The following is a 17001-nucleotide window of genomic DNA, read 5'->3' on the forward strand; positions in this document are numbered from 1 at the left end:
TAGGGGGCCGCCGCGCGTGGGGCAACCCTTTCCGGCTGGTCCGGGGCGTACGGCCCGGTTCCGGCGGTCCACCGGGCTCACATCGGGTACGACCGCAGCCGGACCTCGCCGCCGGGCGCGGGTGCGCCGTCGCGCAGCGGCGTCCACATGGTCCGCAGCGGCATGACCACGGGCCCCTCGGGCTGTTCGACCAGGACCTCCCGGTCCACGGTCCGCCGGCCCAGCCGCCGGTAGAGGGCGACGAGCTCCGGCCGGCAGAACAGCAGCCCGTACGACGGTCCCGTCGTCCGCGCGTGGTCCAGGGCCGACGTCACCACCGTCCGGGCCAGCCCCCGCCCCCGTACGTCGGGCGCGACGGCCACGCCCCCGACGCCGATCACCTCGGTGGCGGCGCCGCCGAGCCGCACCGGGATCCTCCGAAGGCCGGCGTGGGCCACGAGCCGGCCGTCCAGCCGGACGCCGACATGCAGGTCCTTCGGCAGCCAGGTCAGTCCGGTGTGCGCGACGCCGAAGGGGTCGCCCCCGGCGCCCAGGATGTCCTCCTGGTCGGCCCTGGTGTAGTGGGTGAGCCGCTCAACGGTCGCGTGCTCTACGGGAGATGACGGGCCGGGCATCCGGGCGTCGGTCATCGGGCCATGATCGCACCGCGGCGCGGCGGGACGGGCGGCCGCTCCCGGCGGATCCGCGACCTGGCGGAGGGAGTCGTTCCGGACCCTTGCCGGGGACCGTCGGCGTCTGGTTGGGTACGCCCGCCACCTGCGCGAAGGGCGCGGGCGACCGAGAAGGAGCGGGCGACGTGGATCCGATCGTGCGGCAGGACATCGACGGGCTCCTGCCCGAGGGTCTGGGGCAGGCGATATGCGGCACGGCGGGCGACATCGCCGCGCTGCTCCTCACCGCGCCCGACACCTCGGTGGCCGTGCCCCGGTCGGAGTGGACGCTCGGCGAGGCCGCCGCGCACCTGGCCCAGGCCAACGAGCTGATGGCCCAGGTCGCCGCCGGTCAGGAGCGGCCCTACGGCGACGGCACCCCGCAGAGCCTGACCGCGGCCAACGCCGAGGCGCTCGCGGTGTTCCCGGAGCGCCGGGCGGAACCGCTGGCCGCCATGATCACGGAACAGGCCGAGGCGTTCCTCGACGCGGTGGCGCGGGCCGCGGAGGACGGAACCCCGGACGCCCCGGTCCGCACGCCCCTCGGCATGATGAGCCGGGCCGTTTTCGCGTCGTACCTGCTGACGCACATGCTCGGCCACGGGTACGACCTCGCCCGCGCCCTCGGCCGTCCGCACATGATCGACCGCGGACGGGCGGAGCTGTGCATGCCGTTCATGCTGGCGGTGATGCCGCGGGTGACCGACGAGCGCGCGGTCGCCGGTCTGTCGGCCCGCTACGCGCTGCGGCTCCGGGGCGGCGGCGGCTTCGGCGTGCTGGTGACCGACGGCGCGGTCGAGATCCTGGGCGAGGCGCCGGACCGGCCGGACTGCACCCTCCTCGTCGAGCCGGTCGCCTTCCTCCTGATCGCGCTGGGCCGCCGCAACCCGTGGGCGGCCATCGCCCGCGGCGAGGTGGTCGCCTGGGGTCGCAGGCCCTGGCTGGCGCCCCGCTTCCCCGAACTGTTCACCGCACCCTGATCCCGGAGGGCCGGCCGGCCGGTCCGCCCGCGGCGTCCGGCGACGGCTCCTCCGGTACCGCCCCCCGCTCCGGTCAGCTCAACCGGGCTCCGGCGGCCGCGAGTCGGGCGTGCCAGGCACGCATCCGGGCCGCCGCACCACCGTTGAGCAGCGCGTCCACGACGCCGCCGGCCGCGGCGGGCTCGGACGTCTCCCGCCGGGTGCCGTCCACGGCCCGCTGCTGCCCGGCGCTCGGCGCGGGGGACAGGGAGGCGCCGCGTCCGACGAGGGCGTAGCGGCGTCCGTCGACGGTCAGCACGAGGGTGCCGAGCCGGGTGAGGCGGCCGGTGACCGCGCGCGGGTCGGCCTGCAGGACGGTTTGGAGGGAGCGGTCCTGGAGACGCAGGCCGTCGGGACGCAGGGTGACCAGCACGGGCTCACAGCGGGCGCCGTTCCACACGCTGCGCCGCCAGTGGACGATCCCCGTGTGTCCGGTGTCTGAGCTCATGCCGCCGATCATGGCATGAACACACCGCGGGCGGGGCCGCTCCCCCGTCGCCGTGCCCGGCCCCGGGGTGCGGGGTGCGGGGTCGGGTGGGCCGGAGGGACCATGGGAGACGGAGCGTCCCCTGGCCCCGGACGACCCGCCCCGGCGGGCGGCGAGGGACCCGGTGGCGCCCCGGCCGGGAGAAGGGTGCCCTTCATGAGCGAAGCCGATGGACTGCCCGTGGACCTCGGGTGGGCCGACGCCCGCCGGCCGGGGGGCGAGCCGCTGCAGCCGAGCGGGCTGATGGACCTGCTCGGGGTGGCCGCGGTGGTGCTGAACCCCGAGGGCCGGGTCGTCCTGTGGAGCCCGCAGGCCGAGGAACTGTACGGGTACACCTCCGAGGAGGCGCTCGGCCAGTACGCCACGCACCTGCTCGTGCACGAGGAGCACTGGGGGTGGGTGATCAAGAAGTTCAGCGAGGTCATGCAGAAGGGCGAGAGCTGGAGCGGGACCTTCCCCATCCGCCGCAAGGACGGCAGCACCCGTGCGGTGGAACTGCGCACCATGCGTCTGCAGAACGACCGCGGCCAGGTCTACGCCCTCGGGCTCGGCACGGACTCGCCGACGCTGCGCGAGGTGGAGCGGGACGTCGCCCTGTCCACCCGGCTGATCGCGCAGTCCCCCATCGGCGTGGCCATCCTCGACACCGATCTGCGGTACGTGGCCATCAACCCCGCCCTGGAGCGCATGCACGGCGTCCCCGCGAAGGAGCACCTGGGCCGGCACTACCGTGAGATCATGAAGGACGCCCGGTTCGAGGTGAACGAGGCCGCGATGCAGCGGGTCCTCGACAGCGGCACGCCGCTGGTCGACCACTCCACGATCGTCGCCTCGACCCCCGCCGACCCGGAGCGGCGCCACGCCTGGTCGATCTCGCTCTACCGGCTGGAGGACACCCAGGGACGCGTGCTCGGCGTCGCGGACCTCGTGGTGGACGTGTCCGCCCGCTACCGGTCCGCGCTGGAGGCCAGCGAGACACGGCGGCGCCTGGCCCTGGTCGCCGACGGGTCGGCCCGCATCGGCACCACCCTGGAGGTGGAGCAGACGGCCCGCGAACTGGCCGACGTCACGGTGCCCGAGTTCGCCGACGTGGTCGCGGTCGACGTCCTGGACTCCGCCGTCAACGAGCACCAGCCCGCCACGGCCGACGGTCCCGCGCTCTTCCGGGCGCTGGCGGTCAAGGCCGCCTACCCCACCGAGGCCGTGCTGGCCGCCGACACCCCCGGCATGATCGCCTCGTACGACGCCGACCGCCTGGCCACCCGGTGCGTGCGCTCGGGCCGCCCCGTCCTGGTGCCCCAGGCCGACGGCGGGGACCTGACGCGCATCGCCCGCGACGAGCAGTCGGCCGTCCTGCTGGCCCGCGCCGGGGTGCACTCGTACATGGCCGTGCCGCTCGCCGCGCGGGGTGCCGTCCTCGGCTTCCTCGGTCTCACCCGGGCCCGCGACCCGCGGCCGTTCGACGAGGACGACCTGGCCATCGCGACCGAGTTGGCCTCCCGCGCCGCGGTGTGCATCGACAACGCCCGCACCCACCAGAGCGTGCGCAGCGCCGCCGAGACCCTGCAGCGCAGTCTCCTGCCCGACCATCCGCCCCGGCTGCCCGGCCTGGAGGTGGCCTCCCGCTATCTGCCCGCGCAGGCCGCCTACGAGGTCGGCGGCGACTGGTACGACGTGCTGCCGCTCGACGGCGAGCGGACCGCGCTCGTGGTCGGGGACGTCATGGGCAGCGGCATCGACGCCGCCGCGGCCATGGGACGCCTGCGGACCGCCACGACCGCGTTCACCGACGTACGGCTCGACCCGGCCGAGGTCCTCCAGCACCTCGACACGACCACGGCCCGGCTGGAGCAGTACATCGCCACCTGCCTCTACGCCACCTACGACCCGCACCGTGCCCAGTGCCGGATCGCCAACGCGGGACACCTTCCCCCGATCCTCGTCCGGGACGGGCGGCCGCCAAGGCTGCTCGACCTGCCCACCGGCACGCCGCTCGGCGTCGGCGGGGTGCCGTTCGAGGACACCGCCGTCCCGTTCGCGCCCGGCGACCGGCTCGTCCTCTACACCGACGGCCTGGTCGAGACCCGGGACCAGCCCATCGACGAGCGCCTCGACACGCTGCTCGGCCTCCTCGGCCCGCCCGACTCCCCCCTGGAGGAGACCTGCGACCGGCTGCTGCGCCATCTGCGGCACCCCGACGACCACGACGACGTGGCGCTGCTGATCGCCCGCGCGACCCCTCTGAGCGCACCCGGGGCGCCCTGATGCTGTGACCGGGAAGGTTCACCGGCTCGCGACGCCCGGCACGGCACCTCCCTGCGGTGTCGCCTCACCCGGGTACATCCCGTACGCGGGCGACGCTCCGCCCTGCGATGCTCCCCCACAGCCTGAACGGCGTGGGAGGTGCCCCCGGCACCCGACGCCGCGAGCTTCCCGGCACACCTGTCCGGCCACAGCACTGGCGGTGCCGCGTGCGCCGGGCGCGTACATCGCACGACGGCGCACGCGGGGTGTCAGGGGGCGGCGGGGGCCGGGTCGGCGGACCGGGGCGGCGGCAGGCGGCCTGACGCGCAGCGCACGACCAGCAGGGCGAGGTCGTCGGCGCCGCTGCTCGGCGGCACCTCCGCGGCGAGCCGGGCCAGGATCCCGGGCAGTGGGGTGCCGCGGGCGGCCTCCTCCGCCAGGATCCGGGCCGCCCGCCCGATGTGGTGGTCGACGACCGTGTTCCGGTGCTCGACCAGACCGTCCGTGTACAGGAGCAGGATCGCGCCCGGGGGGAGCCGCACCCGGTGGACCGTGCGGCGCGTGGGACCCAGCAGAGGGAAGATCAGCCGGTCGTGGTCGTGCAGCAGGCGCACCTCCCGGTCCGGCGAGACCACGATCGGCGGCGGGTGCCCCGCGTTGGTCCAGTGGACGTCCCAGCAGCCGTCGTCCACCGCCGCGAGGTGGGCGTGGACGAGGGTGCCGCTCAGCGGCACGTCGAGCGCGAAGCACGCCTGCTCGACCGCTTCGACGGCGCTGGCGGGGCCCCGGCCGGGATGGTCGAAGTCCGCCTGCCGCAGCATGCTGCGCGCCTGCCCCATCAGCGCGGCCGCCTCGGCGTTGTGACCGGTGATGTCGCCGATGGTGACGGCCAGCTTGCGGCCCCGCACTCCGGTGCCGGAGACCGGGTAGGCGTCGTACCAGTCCCCGCCGACCAGGTCCCGGGTGGCGGCGGGCCGGTAGTGGGCGGCGACGTCGAGCCCGGCGACCGGGCGGACGTCGGGCAGCAGGTGCTGCTGGAGCCGGCGGGCGACGCTGATGCGCTCCTCCAGGAACACCGCGCGCTCGGTGGCGCCGGCCGCGTAGGCGGCGATCGCGGTCAGCACGGCCCGTTCCTCGTCCGACAGGACGTACGGCTGGGACCAGGCGATGATCAGCGCGCCGATCGTCTCGCGGGTGCCGGTGAGGGGGACCGCGGCGAGGGAGGCGAAGCCGAGGGTGTCCCACACGTCGACGGCCTCGGGCCCGTAGTCCCGGGTCAGCTCGGCGCGGCTGGTGACGGTCACGATGCGGTTGCTGCTCATCGCCCGCGCGGTCGGCCAGGACGCGTCGACGCCGAACGTGCGGTAGTCGGTCTCCGGGCGGATGTCGAACTCGGGGTCGAGGACCCGGACGGCGTGCGGTGCGCCGTCGCCGGCCCGGACGAGGGTGACGAGGCCGACGTAGACCGGTTCGAGGTCGCTGATGACGAGGTCGCGGACCCTGCGGCGCACGTCCGCCACGTCGGCGGCGCCCACGAAGGCCTCCGCGGCGGCCAGCAGGATGCGGCTGGTCTCCGTCGCCACCGCCACCCCCCCCGGCTCCCGTGCCTCGGCGCAACCCGCTCCGCGGGCGCGGGCGGGCCGGTGGACGGCCCGCCGCGTGCCGGCGGACGACAGGAACCGCTCCTGCCCGGGGCCAGCCTGTCACGACTACCCCCCGCTGCGGCAGGACCCGCGGCGGTCCGGGCCGCCGGACGCCCCGGCCGCGCGCCTGCGGCCGGGGGACGGGAGGCGGGGGTGCGTGGAGCCCGGACGGCCCGGGGCGGACCGGCGCCTGCTGTCCGGGGAGGAGGGAACGGGCCGCCGGGGCCGCAGGCTCCGCCCCGCGTCACCCGGTGGAGCCGAGCCAGCGGTGCAGTGCCACGTGGACGCTGGTGGGCAGGGCGCTGAGCTGCTCGACCGCCTCGCGGTCGCCCGGCCACGGGGCGATCCCGGCCGCGGTCAGGGCCGCGTACAGGTCGAGGCGGCGCAGGTCGCGCGGGTCGATGCGGCAGGCGATGCGGTGCGTGGGATCCGGCGGCGGGAGGAGGTCGCCGTCCCCCGCGCGGTGCGCGCAGTCCCGCGGCGGGAAAAGGTCGCCGTCGGTCACGCGGTACGTGGAGTCCCGCGGCGGGAAAAGGTCGCCGTCCGTCACGCAGGGCGCGGAATCCCGCGGCGGGAAGAAGTCGCCGTCCGCCACGCGGTACTCCGCCACCCGGTCGGTCGCGGTCGTCGGGGTCTGCATCATCGCGCTCCGTTCGCTGCTGGGGCTGTCACGGGCGCGGGCCCCGCACGGGTACGGCCCCGGTGCTCGGGCGGAGCCGCTGCGGGGCCCGCTGATGCCTACAGAGGTCCGGCGGGGCCGATCGGGTTGCAGGGGGCCGTGCGGTTCACCCGGTGGATGCAACAGGTCGTCTCGTCACACCGGTTCCGGCGGCGGAATGCCGGCCGCCCCCCGGCGTGGGTTCCCTTGCGGAGTGGCCGGGGGGCGGGGCATGGGAGGGTCGCCGCTCAGACCCTCCGCAGAGCTCTTCCGCCGGGCGGCCGCCTCCGGATGCACCCACTCCGCGGCGCAGCCCCTTTCCCGGGCGCCCGTCCGGACGGGCCTTCCCCGGGTGCGCCGCCGGGCGTAGCGTCGGCGGTAGCCCGCGAGGAGCGCCCGCCGGGGCGCATCGGCCCGCCGGCTCCGGTGCACGGGGACGGCGGGCCGTCGGCTTCCGTTCCCCCGCCGGCGTCCGGGGAGCGGGCCTCCCGGGCCGGGGCGCGAGGGTGAGCGGGGACGGTGGGGCCCGCCGCCGGTCGCTCGTGCGCGCCGGGGCGGGACCTCGGTGTCACCCCCTGCGGTGGGTGGCCACGACGATGCCCGCGTCGTCCCTGCGGACGGCCGCCTGGCTGAGTACCTGGGCGGCGATCAGGGCGGGACCGTGGGTGACCAGGCCGGGGAAGTCGGCGGGCGCCCAGCGGTCGCTGAGGCCGTCGGAGTGCATGATCAGGGCGGCGCCGGGCGGGTACGCGGCCTCGAAGGTCCGCAGCCGGGGCAGCTGGCTGCCGACGATGCCCGGCAGGGAGAGCAGCCCCGTGCGCCGGTCGTCGAAGGCGACCAGGGCGGTGGTGTTGCCCACCCCGGTCAGTTCCACGCGCCGGGCGGCGGCGTCGACGCGGGCGACGGCCACCGCGGCGCCCCGGGTGTGGCGCAGGGCCCGGTGGACGTCCTCGAGGACCGCGGCCGGGCGGCTGTGCGCACTGTCCCGGAAGGCCTCCCTGGCCCGGTCGGCGGCGCGGGCCGCGAGGGGCCCGTGGCCGAGGCCGTCGCACAGGAGCAGCAGGAGGACGTCGGGGTCGTCGCCGGTCGCGGTGCGCACGGCCCAGGTGTCCCCGCACACCTGCTCGCCGCCGATGGGGCGGGTCAGGCCGCCGACGTCCACCGGGCCGGGGTCGGGCGGGGCGTCGCCGGTCCAGAAGCGCGCCTGGACGGCGGTGCCGCGGCCGCGGACCGAGTGCACGCCGAAGGCGTCGGCCAGGCGTGCGATGGCGCCCAGGCCGATGCCGAGGCTGCCGGCGGCGGACATCCCGTCGCGCAGCGCGCCGCGGACGTCGTCGATGCCGGGGCCGTTGTCGACGGCGAGGCACTCGACGCCGGCCCGGTCGCGGTCGCGGACGACGCGCAGGGCGATGGCGCCGTCCTCGGCGTGCTTGAGGAGGTTCGTCGCCATCTCGGTGACGCACAGTTCGACGCGGGCGACGCGCTCCTCGTCCAGGCAGATGCTGCGGGCGAGCTGCCCGGCCTGCCGGCGGGCCGCCGCCGCGAGGGCGACGTCCGCGCGCAGCCAGTTCACATCGCCGGCCTCCGCGACGAGGGTGCCGGTGCCGCTCACCGCCCCCACTTCACAATGCGCACGGTGGTCCCGTCCGGTCCGGACTCGATGCCGAACTCGTCGACGAGGCGCCGTGCGCCGCTGAGCCCGAGGCCCATGCCGTCGCCGGAGGTCCAGCCGTCGGTGAGGGCCAGTTCGATGTCCGCTATGCCGGGGCCGCGGTCCTCGAACTCGACGTAGACGCCGGTCCGGCCGGCGTCGTCGACGGTGGCCGCGCGCACGATGCCACCCCCGCCGTGGATGAGCATGTTGCGCCCCAGCTCGCTGGCCGCGGTGACGAGCTTGGTCTGGTGGACGAGCGACAGGCCGGTCCGCTGGGCGAGGGTCCGCACCAGCTGCCGGGCCATGACCACGTCGCTGCTGTTGCCGACCGACAGGGACTCGGGCGGGGCGCCCGTCGCCGCGTAGTCCCTCATGCGCGGTCCGCGGGTCCCGCGGCGAGGCGCCGCAGGAGCTTCAGTCCACGCTCCAGGTTGAGCGCGGTCCGCACTCCCTTCAGGGACAGGCCCAGTTCGACGAGGGTCATCGCGACGGCCGGGCGCATGCCGACGACGATCGTCTCGGCGCCCAGCATCCGTGAGATGGCGGCGTTGGTGGCGAGCATCCGGCCGACGAAGGAGTCGACGACGTCGAGGCCGGAGATGTCGATGACGACGCCCCTGGCCCCGGTGTCGACGATGCGCTGGGACAGGTCGTCCTGGAGGTCCATCACCATCTGGTCCTCCAGCTCGACCTGGATGGAGACCAGCAGCACGTCGCCGATCCGGAGGATGGGTACGCGGTCGGTCACAGCAGGCCCCGCACGTCGTCGTCGGCCTCCTGGGCGACCTCCTTGACCGCCTGGCGCAGCGCGTCGGAGAGGGAGGCGATGGTGGGGACGTCACCGAACTCGATGCCGAGGGCCACGATGGTCTGCGCTATCTGCGGCCGGATCCCGGAGATGGTGCACTGGGCGCCCATCATCCGGGCGGCGAGGACGGTCTTCAGCAGGTGCTGGGCGACCTGGGTGTCCACGGTGGGCACGCCGGTGATGTCGATGATGGCGTGGGTGGAGTCGCTGTCGACCAGGGTCTGCAGCAGCTTCTCCATCACGACCTGGGTGCGGGCGGAGTCGAGCGTGCCGACCAGGGGCACGCCCACGACGCCGTCCCACAGCTTGACCACCGGGGTGGACAGCTCCAGGAGCTGCTCGGCCTGCGAGGAGATGATCTCCTCGCGGGTGCGGACGTAGGCCTCGGCGGTGAGCAGGCCGAGGTCGTCGAGCAGCCGCGCGAGCTGGAGGTACACCCGGGCGCCCTCGGCGTCGCCGGTGAGGGACGGCTCGAGGACCTCCTTCAGGGCGAACACGCTGCGGGCGGTCTCGGTGGGCGTGAAGCCCTGGCGGGCCCGGTTGCGGGAGAGCTCGATGAGCAGGCTGCGGACCTCGCCGAAGGCCTCGCCCCGGCCGCTCAGCCCGCCCGACGCGAGGCCCTGGAGGACGGCTTCGTACAGCTCGCCCAGCTCACGGCCCAGCTCGGCGGCGCTCAGGCGGCCCTGGAGCGCCTCGCCGACGGTGTCGGCCCACTGCCCCACGAAAACGTCGCGCCGTGCGGTCAGGGTCTCGACCAGCCGCTGCGTGTTGCTGTCCGTCGCCACGGGCACCCCATCAGACACTCGGTTGCATATGCCCACCAGACGATACGGCACGGCGGCACCGGCCCGGCGGCACCGGGTGGACGGGGCGCCGGGGGGACGGGTGGGGTCATCCTGCGGACGAGGGGCGGATGTTCTGGTTGAGGTGGAAGACGTTGGTGGGGTCGTAGGCGTCCTTGACCCGGACCAGGCGTGCGTGGACGGCGTCCGGGTAGGAGGCGCGCACCTTGTCCTGTGCGGCGTCGCCGGTGAAGTTGACGTACATCGTGCCGTGTCCGTGGCGGGCGATGTCCGCGCGTGCCTCGCGGGCCCACGCCACGTGCGCGTCGAAGTCGGCGCCGTCCGGGGAGCGGGCGATGACGTTGCACAGGACGCCCGCGTCCCGCTGGCTGAAGGCGGTGGCGTCCGCGGGCATCCGGGCGAAGGCGCCGCCCAGCTGGTGCAGGTGCAGTTCGCTGGACGGTGTCGGGCTCGCCCCGTGGTGGCGCAGCAGCGCGTCGACGGCGGCGTCGGAGGGGTCGACGAACGCGGACGTGAAGTAGTTGTACGAGCCGGCCGTCCACAGCGGGTCGAGGAGCGTCTGCATGCCGAGGTAGGGCAGGGGGCCCATGAGGTCGGCGATCGGGGTGCCGAGGGTGCGCAGCGGCGCCACGGCCTGCTCGGCGGCCGCCGGGTCGCCCGCGTGGAGCCCGGCCAGGACGACGACGCGGGTGCCGTGGACCTCCTCGGGCAGGAACGGCAGCGGGGGCGCGGTGGTCAGGTTGACGAGCGTGGTCAGCTCGTCGGGCATGGTGGCGCACGCCTCGCGCCAGCGGTCGACGACCTGGCGGGCCTGTGCGGCGGGATAGACGATCAGGCCGCCGAGGACCTGCGGCCCGACCGGGTGGAGCGCGAACTCGAAGGAGGTCACGATGCCGAAGTTGCCGCCTCCGCCGCGCAGCGCCCAGAACAGGTCGGGGTGCTCCTCGGCGTCGGCGTGGACGACGCGGCCGTCGGCGGTGACGACCTCGGCGCCGGTCAGGTTGTCGGAGGCGAGGCCGTGGCGGCGCAGCAGCCAGCCCACCCCGCCGCCGAGGGTGAAGCCGGCGACGCCGGTGGACGACACGAGCCCGCCGGTGACGGCGAGGCCGAACGCCTGGGTCTCGTGGTCGAGGTCGCCCCAGGTCAGGCCGGCCTGGGCGACCACCCTGCGCCGCACGGGGTCGACGACGGCGCCCTTCATGGGCGACAGGTCGATGACGATGCCGCCGTCGCAGGTGGAGAAGCCGGCGATGCTGTGCGCGCCGCCGCGCACCGCCACCAGCAGGTCCTGGCTGCGGGCGAACTCGACGGCGCGGATCACGTCGGCGGTGCCGGCGCAGCGCACGACGAGGGCCGGGTGCTTGTCGTGGGCGCCGTTCCAGACGGAGCGGGCCGTGTCGTAGGAGGCGTCGCCGGGGCGGACGACGGTGCCGCGCAGGCTCTCCTCCAGCTCTCCGATGGTGGCGTCCCCCAGGACGCCCTTCGCCGTGTCGATCGACATGGTCGGCTCCTCGGTGTGGAATTCCGCTTCGATGCACACGACCGTAGGCGGGGCCTCTTAGCAGTGGCTCAGCAGCCGCTTTGCGCGGGGGATGCGGGGGGCGCGAGCAGGGAGGGGGCGCGGGTGTCGCCGAGGGGTGCGAACAGGTCCCGGGCGCGGGCCTCGGCGGCGCGGGCGGCGTCCGTGTCTCCTTCCTGCCGGCCGAGGCGGGCGAGCATGAGGGCGACCCAGCCGGCCGCGCCGCGCGAGCCGGCGACGTGTTCCAGGCGCAGGGCCCGGGTCAGCAGGGTGCGGGCCGCCGCGGTGTCCCCCTCGGCCCGGGCCACGAGGCCGAGGTGGAGGAGGCTGTTGGTGGTGCCCGGGAGGTCGTCGGTCTCGTCGAAGCCGGCGAGGGCGCGGGCGAGGGTCGAGCGGGCGGCGGCGGTGTCCCCCTCGGCCAGGTGGAGCAGGCCCAGGCCGCCGAGGGTGACGCCCACCTCCCGGCGGTCACCGAGGGAGCGGCGGATCGCGAGCGCGGCCTGAAGATGCCGCCGCGCGGCGCCGTGGTCGCCGTGGGTGCGGCACAGGGCGCCGAGGAGGTTGAGGGCGAGGGACTCGCCGTGCGGGTCGGCGAGCGTGCGGAAGCAGTCCGCGGCGGCCTCTGCGGCGGCGACGGCCCCGGCCGGGTCGCCGTCGAGGCGGGCCGCCCAGGCGAGGTTGGCCAGGACGTAGCCGCGAGCGCGGGCCGCACCGGCCCCGCGGCCGACCAGCACCGTCTCCTCGAAGTACAGCGACACCTCGCCCGCGGCGTCCGTCCCGACGGCGTAGCCCGGGGTCATGACCGGCAGGAACGGGCGGGTCGCGGCCGGTACGGCGTCCAGGAGCCGCAGGCTCTCGGCGCAGGCCGCGCGGGCCTCGGCGCCCGCCCCGCGGTACACGGCCCAGATGCCCTCCAGCTGCGCGGCGGCGGCGAGGACCGCGGGCTCGCCGGCCTCGTGGGCCAGGGCGCGGGCCCGGTCCAGGGCGGTGCGGGCCCCGTCCCAGGCGCCGCGCATCCACAGCAGCACGGCCTGCTGGCCGTGGGCGTGGGCCAGCGCGGCCCGGTCGGAGCCCTGCCGGTGGACGGCGACGATCCGCGCGCCGGCCTCGTCCAGCGTGGAGGTGTCGCCGAGGCGGATCGCGAGGACGGCCTGTCCCATCAGGGCACGCGCCCGCTCCGGGGTGGGCTCGGGCGCGGCGGCCAGGACGTCCGCCAGCCAGCGCCGGCCCTCGGCCAGGCGGCCCCGGTCGGACCAGTACAGCCGCAGGGCGACGGCGAGGCGGAGGGCGCCGCCGGGGTCGGTGCGCAGCAGAGACCGCAGGGCGGCGCGCAGGTTGTCGTAGTCGGCCTCCCATTCCAGCGCGGTCGCACCCGAGACGCCGGTGGGCGGCTCGTGGTCGCGTTCCTCGGCCAGGTCCCGGTAGTACCGACCGTGCCGGGCCTCGGTCGCCGCGGTCTCGCCCGCGGCGCGCAGCCGCCCGGCCGCGTACTGCCGGATCGTCTCGGGGAGTCGGTGGCGGACCTCGTCGGGGCGGGGCTCGGCGGCGACGAGGGACTTGTCGGCCAGCCGCCCCAGGAGGTCGAGCACGCGCGGGCGGTCGTCGTCGGCGGCGCAGACCGCCTCGGCGGCGGCGAGGGAGAAGCCGCCGGCGAAGACGGCGAGCCGCCGGAACAGCCGCTGTTCGTCCGGGTCGAGCAGCCGGTGGCTCCATTCCAGGGTCGCCAGGAGCGTCTGCTGCCGGGTGACGCCGTGCCGGGTGCCGCGCGCCAGGAGGGCGAGGGCGTCGTCGAGGCGTTCGGCGATCTGCCGCGGGGCGAGCACGGGCACGCGGGCGGCGGCCAGTTCGAGGGCCAGGGGCATGCCGTCGAGCCGGAAGCAGATCTGGGCGACGTCGGCCGCGTTGGCGTCGGTGAGCCGGAAGCCGGGGGCGGCGTCGGCGGCGCGCTCGACGAACAGGCGTACGGCGGCGTACCGGGCGAGGTCCGCCACGGGGGGCAGCCGGTGCGGGTCGGGCAGTCCGAGGGAGGGCACCCGAAAGGTGCACTCGCCGTAGCTGCGCAGTGGTTCCCGGCTGGTCGCGAGCAGGGCGACGCGGGGGCAGCGGGCGATGACGTCGGAGGCGAGCGCGGCGCAGGCGTCGACGAGGTGCTCGCAGTTGTCGAGGAGCAGGAGCAGGTCGCGGGCGGCGAGTTGGGTGAGGAGGGCGTCGCGGGCGCCGCCGGACGGAGGCAGGTGCAGGCCGAGCGCGGCGGCGACGGCGTCCGGGACGAGGTCGGGTTCGGTGAGGGCGGCGAGGTCGACGAAGTGGACGCCGTCGGGGTGGGCGCCGGCGCGGCGGGCGGCGACGGCGAGGGCGAGCCGGGTCTTGCCGCAGCCGCCCGCGCCGGTGAGCGTCAGCAGCCGGCAGCGTCCGAGCAGCCGCTCCGCCTCGGCGATCTCTCGGTCCCGGCCGATCAGCGCGGTGGGCTGCGCGGGGAGGTGGTGCCGAGGGGCGTCCGGCGGCGGTTCGGCCCTGTCGAGAGAGCCGGCGAGCAGGGTGCGGTAGAGGCGGCGGGTCTGCGGGTCGGGGTCCCCGCCGCTGTCGCGGCGCAGGGCGTCCCGCAGGGACTCGTAGGCGGCGAGTGCCTCGCCGAGCCGTCCGGCGTCGGCCAGGGCCTGCATCAGCTCCCGGCGCCCGGGTTCGTGCAGCGGGTCCTCGGTCGTCAGCTCGCGCAGGACGCCGATGGCGTCGTCGGTGCGGTGCTCGTGCCGCAGGGCGGCGGCGAGGCCCTGTCGCAGGGCGGTGCGCCGGGCGTCGACGGCCGCGGCGGCCTCCTCCGCCCAGGGCTCGTAGACGTCCTCGGGCAGCAGGCCGGGGCCGGCCAGGGCGAGGGCGGCCCGGTGGGCGGCGGCGGTGCCGTCGTGCGCGGCGCGCCGGACGGCCTCCTCGAGGTCGTCGAGATCGACACGCACCCCGCCGTCGGGGGCGAGGACGACCAGGTCGCCGCGGAGGGCGGCGACCTCGCCGGGGGCGCCGGCGGAGGCCAGCGCCCGGCGCACGGCGTGCAGGACCTGGTGGAGGTTGTTCGACGCGGCCGCCGGGTCGAGGTCCGGCCACAGCAGGTCGTAGAGGCGTTCGCGGTGCATGCGGTGGGCGGGGGCCAGGCAGAGGACCTTGAGGAGGGTCCGGGCCTTGCGCAGCCGCCACGCCCCGGCGGCGACCGGGCGGTCGCCGACCGCCACCCGGAACCCGCCGAGGAGCCGGATGCGTACCTCATCGGCCATGGCTGTCCTCACGAGCAGGCTACCGCCGGGCCGGGGCGGGGACCTGCGGGAGGCGGTGGTGCGCCGGGCCGTGCGGGGGCGGCGCGGCGGGCCCGGGGATGCACCGGGGCCGTGCCCGGCCCATCCTGGGGCCATGGCTCCCGGACCCCCCGTGGTCGTGTATCCGCCCGCCGACGACGGCGGGCGGCGGGTGCGGGTGGGTGAGCACTTCCTGGGCATGGCCTACGGGCCGCTGGACGTGGCGGACTTCCTGCAGCGGGCGGGGGTCGAGGAGGCGGACCGGGCCTACGTCGAGCAGTCGCACCGGATCGAGTGGCGCGGCGGCGGCCCGGACGTGTGGGCGGTCACGCGGGGGTGAGCGGCCCCCCGAGCGGGACCCGTGCGGAGCCCCTGCCGGAGCCGCCTCCGGCGGCAGGTCAGAGGCTGACCACGATGAGGGCGATGTCGTCGCGGCCCCCGCTGGCGACCCCGAGGCGGGCGAGCAGGGTGTCGGCGAGCTGCTCGGCGCCGAGGCCGGCGCCGTCGGTGACGGCGTCGATCAGCCGGTTGAGCCCGACGTCGATGTCCTCGTGGCGGCGCTCGATGAGGCCGTCGGTGTAGAGCACCAGGGTGTCGCCGCGCCGGTAGTGGAGGCTGGCCTGCGGGCGCGGGACGTGCTGGGGGCGGGCGCCGAGCGGCGGGTCGGTGGCGAGGTCGAGCAGTTCGTGGGTGCCGTCGGTGTGGGCGAGGATCGGGGGCGGGTGCCCGGCGCTGCTGTAGGTGATCAGGCAGCTGCGCGAGTCGACCATGACCTTGACCGCGGTGGTGCCGAGGGCTCCCTCCACGGAGCGGGCGTACAGGCCCAGCACCTCCAGTGCCTGGGCGGGGCGCTCCTGGGCGCGGATGGCGGCGGACAGGGCGCTGCGCAGCATGCCCATCACGGCGGCGGCCTGGAGTCCGTGGCCGATGACGTCGCCGACGGCGAGGGTCAGCAGGTCCGGGGCGAGGTCCACGACGTCGTACCAGTCGCCGCAGACGTTGAGCGATCCGGTGGCGGGCAGGTAGCGCACGGCGACGTCGTTGCGGTGGTGGGCCAGGTCGGGGACGTGCAGCATCGCCTCCTGCAAGGTGACCGCGACCTCCCGTTCGCGGGCGTGGGCCTGGCGCAGCTCGTCGTTGAGCCGTTGCAGCTCCCGTGCGCGGGCGTACAGCTCGGCCTCCAGGGCCTGGGTGGACCCCAGCTGGCCGCCGAGGTGGGCGTCCGGATGGGCGGCACGGCGCGCCTTCATGTAGGCGGTGACGTCCTCGACGCGGTGGATGATCCAGGCGACCTGCCCGTCGGTGCCGAGGACGGGGGTGTTGACCGGGGACCACCAGCGGTCCTCGAAGACGCCGGGCCGGCCGTGGACGGGGATGTCGTACTTCTGGAGGGCCATGGTGTCGGGGCGCCCGGTGGCGAGCACGCGGTGCAGGGAGGCGTTGAGGTTGCGCACGCCGTCGGCCTCGGGGTCGGCGGGGTTGTCGGGCATCGCCTCGAACATGTACCTGCCGACCAGCTCGTCGTAGGTCCGGCCGGTGACCTCCAGGTAGGCGTCGTTGACGTCCACGATCACCAGGTCGGGGCCGAGGACCAGGTAGGGGCTGGGCGTGGCCGCGAACAGCGCGGCATGATCGACACTCGGATTCATCGTCGTTCCGTCCCGCCGGTGTGCACCCGCTGCTCTCAATCTAGGGTCCCCGGGCGGGCCCGGCTCCCCCACGTCGTCCGTTCCGGTGCGCGAGCGGCGCGCGGACGGGTGCCGGCGGGGTGCGGGCGGGCCGGGAGGGCTCAGCGGGGTCCGGCGGCCGCGGCCGGGGACGGGGTGTCGCGCAGGCCGAGGCGCAGGTGCTCGACGTGGTAGAGCGCCTGCTCCAGGAGTTCGGCGACGTGGTCGTCGTAGAGGGCGTAGATGACCGAGCGGCCGCGGCGCTCGCCGGTGACCAGGCCGAGGTTGCGCAGCAGGCGGAGCTGGTGGGAGCAGGCGGACTGCTCCATGCCGACGGCGCCGGCGAGTTCCGTCGCCGCGCAGGGGCCCTCCTGGAGGCGGGCGAGGATCCGCAGCCGGGAGGGGGTGGCGAGGGCCTGGAGGGTGGCGGCCACCTCGGCGGCGCCCACGGACTCCAGGCGCTCGCGTGCGGTGGCGGTGGTCTTGGCGTCAGCTCCGTGGCCCATGCCGCTCATCCTACGGAGACACCCGCCCGGTACGCATGAACGAATGAATGCCTCTTCAT

15 protein-coding genes are annotated in these 17001 nt (G+C 75.9%); 3 read left to right on the forward strand and 12 right to left on the reverse strand.

The annotated features are described in order from the left end of the window. Positions 1–77 precede the first annotated feature (77 nt). Positions 78–629 carry a GNAT family N-acetyltransferase gene (locus P3H78_RS23080; protein WP_276111033.1) on the reverse strand — a complete coding sequence of 184 codons (552 nt, stop codon included), beginning with the start codon at positions 627–629 and terminating at the stop codon, positions 78–80. Between the two features lie 167 nt (positions 630–796). Here P3H78_RS23080 and P3H78_RS23085 point away from each other — a divergent pair, with 167 nt between their 5' ends. Further along, entirely contained in the window at positions 797–1630 is an 834-nt protein-coding gene (locus tag P3H78_RS23085; RefSeq protein ID WP_438828021.1) for a maleylpyruvate isomerase family mycothiol-dependent enzyme, read from the forward strand. A 73-nt stretch (positions 1631–1703) separates the two neighbouring features. Here P3H78_RS23085 and P3H78_RS23090 read toward each other — a convergent pair whose 3' ends face one another. Then, positions 1704–2117: a hypothetical protein gene (locus P3H78_RS23090; protein ID WP_276111034.1), complete on the reverse strand. Its 414-nt coding sequence runs from the start codon at positions 2115–2117 to the stop codon at positions 1704–1706. Between the two features lie 195 nt (positions 2118–2312). Between P3H78_RS23090 and P3H78_RS23095 the strand changes: the two genes are divergently transcribed. Next, positions 2313–4421, forward strand: coding sequence for a SpoIIE family protein phosphatase (locus P3H78_RS23095; protein ID WP_276111035.1), 2109 nt, complete (start codon positions 2313–2315; stop codon positions 4419–4421). Positions 4422–4669: 248 nt separating this feature from the next. On the opposite strand, the gene P3H78_RS23100 is transcribed toward P3H78_RS23095, so the two are convergent. The 8 genes from P3H78_RS23100 to P3H78_RS23135 form a co-directional block, all read right to left on the reverse strand. Next, positions 4670–5989 (reverse strand): PP2C family protein-serine/threonine phosphatase, encoded by a 1320-nt coding sequence (locus tag P3H78_RS23100; protein WP_276111036.1) that lies wholly within the window; start codon positions 5987–5989, stop codon positions 4670–4672. Positions 5990–6287: 298 nt separating this feature from the next. After that, positions 6288–6686: a hypothetical protein gene (locus tag P3H78_RS23105; RefSeq protein ID WP_438828022.1), complete on the reverse strand. Its 399-nt coding sequence runs from the start codon at positions 6684–6686 to the stop codon at positions 6288–6290. 583 nt (positions 6687–7269) lie between these two features. Then, entirely contained in the window at positions 7270–8322 is a 1053-nt protein-coding gene (locus P3H78_RS23110; RefSeq protein ID WP_276111037.1) for an anti-sigma regulatory factor, read from the reverse strand. After that, positions 8310–8729, reverse strand: a complete 420-nt coding sequence (locus P3H78_RS23115; RefSeq protein WP_276111038.1) for an anti-sigma regulatory factor — start codon at positions 8727–8729, stop codon at positions 8310–8312. The genes P3H78_RS23110 and P3H78_RS23115 overlap by 13 nt, the downstream gene beginning before the upstream one ends. Then, the gene (locus P3H78_RS23120) at positions 8726–9103 is read right to left on the reverse strand and encodes an STAS domain-containing protein (RefSeq protein ID WP_276111039.1); all 378 of its coding nucleotides are present in this window, start codon (positions 9101–9103) and stop codon (positions 8726–8728) included. Before P3H78_RS23120 ends, P3H78_RS23115 begins: the two co-directional genes overlap by 4 nt. Continuing rightward, on the reverse strand, positions 9100–9948 hold the full coding sequence (locus tag P3H78_RS23125; protein WP_276111040.1) for an STAS domain-containing protein: 849 nt from the start codon (positions 9946–9948) through the stop codon (positions 9100–9102). The genes P3H78_RS23120 and P3H78_RS23125 overlap by 4 nt, the downstream gene beginning before the upstream one ends. A 106-nt stretch (positions 9949–10054) precedes the next feature. Further along, entirely contained in the window at positions 10055–11467 is a 1413-nt protein-coding gene (locus P3H78_RS23130; protein WP_276111041.1) for an FAD-binding oxidoreductase, read from the reverse strand. A 68-nt stretch (positions 11468–11535) separates the two neighbouring features. After that, positions 11536–14751, reverse strand: a complete 3216-nt coding sequence (locus P3H78_RS23135) for an AfsR/SARP family transcriptional regulator (RefSeq protein ID WP_276111042.1) — start codon at positions 14749–14751, stop codon at positions 11536–11538. Positions 14752–14884: 133 nt separating this feature from the next. Between P3H78_RS23135 and P3H78_RS23140 the strand changes: the two genes are divergently transcribed. Then, the gene (locus tag P3H78_RS23140; protein ID WP_276111043.1) at positions 14885–15109 is read left to right on the forward strand and encodes a hypothetical protein; all 225 of its coding nucleotides are present in this window, start codon (positions 14885–14887) and stop codon (positions 15107–15109) included. A gap of 58 nt (positions 15110–15167) precedes the next feature. Here the strand turns inward: P3H78_RS23140 and P3H78_RS23145 are convergent, their stop codons facing one another. Then, positions 15168–16418 (reverse strand): SpoIIE family protein phosphatase, encoded by a 1251-nt coding sequence (locus P3H78_RS23145; RefSeq protein ID WP_276111044.1) that lies wholly within the window; start codon positions 16416–16418, stop codon positions 15168–15170. Between the two features lie 140 nt (positions 16419–16558). Beyond that, entirely contained in the window at positions 16559–16942 is a 384-nt protein-coding gene (locus P3H78_RS23150; RefSeq protein ID WP_276111045.1) for an ArsR/SmtB family transcription factor, read from the reverse strand. Positions 16943–17001: the final 59 nt, after the last annotated feature.

The sequence above is a fragment of the Streptomyces tropicalis genome (genome assembly GCF_029269835.1).
In the GTDB taxonomy this organism is placed as follows: domain Bacteria; phylum Actinomycetota; class Actinomycetes; order Streptomycetales; family Streptomycetaceae; genus Streptomyces; species Streptomyces tropicalis.

Excerpts from the sequence above, each read along its gene's own strand:
- P3H78_RS23150 (WP_276111045.1), bottom strand. The coding sequence starts at position 16,942 with ATGGGCCACGGAGCTGACGCCAAGACCACCGCCACCGCACGCGAGCGC.
- P3H78_RS23115 (WP_276111038.1), bottom strand. The coding sequence starts at position 8,729 with ATGAGGGACTACGCGGCGACGGGCGCCCCGCCCGAGTCCCTGTCGGTC.
- P3H78_RS23130 (WP_276111041.1), bottom strand. The coding sequence starts at position 11,467 with ATGTCGATCGACACGGCGAAGGGCGTCCTGGGGGACGCCACCATCGGA.
- P3H78_RS23145 (WP_276111044.1), bottom strand. The coding sequence starts at position 16,418 with ATGAATCCGAGTGTCGATCATGCCGCGCTGTTCGCGGCCACGCCCAGC.
- P3H78_RS23135 (WP_276111042.1), bottom strand. The coding sequence starts at position 14,751 with ATGGCCGATGAGGTACGCATCCGGCTCCTCGGCGGGTTCCGGGTGGCG.
- P3H78_RS23095 (WP_276111035.1), top strand. The coding sequence starts at position 2,313 with ATGAGCGAAGCCGATGGACTGCCCGTGGACCTCGGGTGGGCCGACGCC.
- P3H78_RS23105 (WP_438828022.1), bottom strand. The coding sequence starts at position 6,686 with ATGATGCAGACCCCGACGACCGCGACCGACCGGGTGGCGGAGTACCGC.
- P3H78_RS23090 (WP_276111034.1), bottom strand. The coding sequence starts at position 2,117 with ATGAGCTCAGACACCGGACACACGGGGATCGTCCACTGGCGGCGCAGC.
- P3H78_RS23080 (WP_276111033.1), bottom strand. The coding sequence starts at position 629 with ATGACCGACGCCCGGATGCCCGGCCCGTCATCTCCCGTAGAGCACGCG.
- P3H78_RS23140 (WP_276111043.1), top strand. The coding sequence starts at position 14,885 with ATGGCTCCCGGACCCCCCGTGGTCGTGTATCCGCCCGCCGACGACGGC.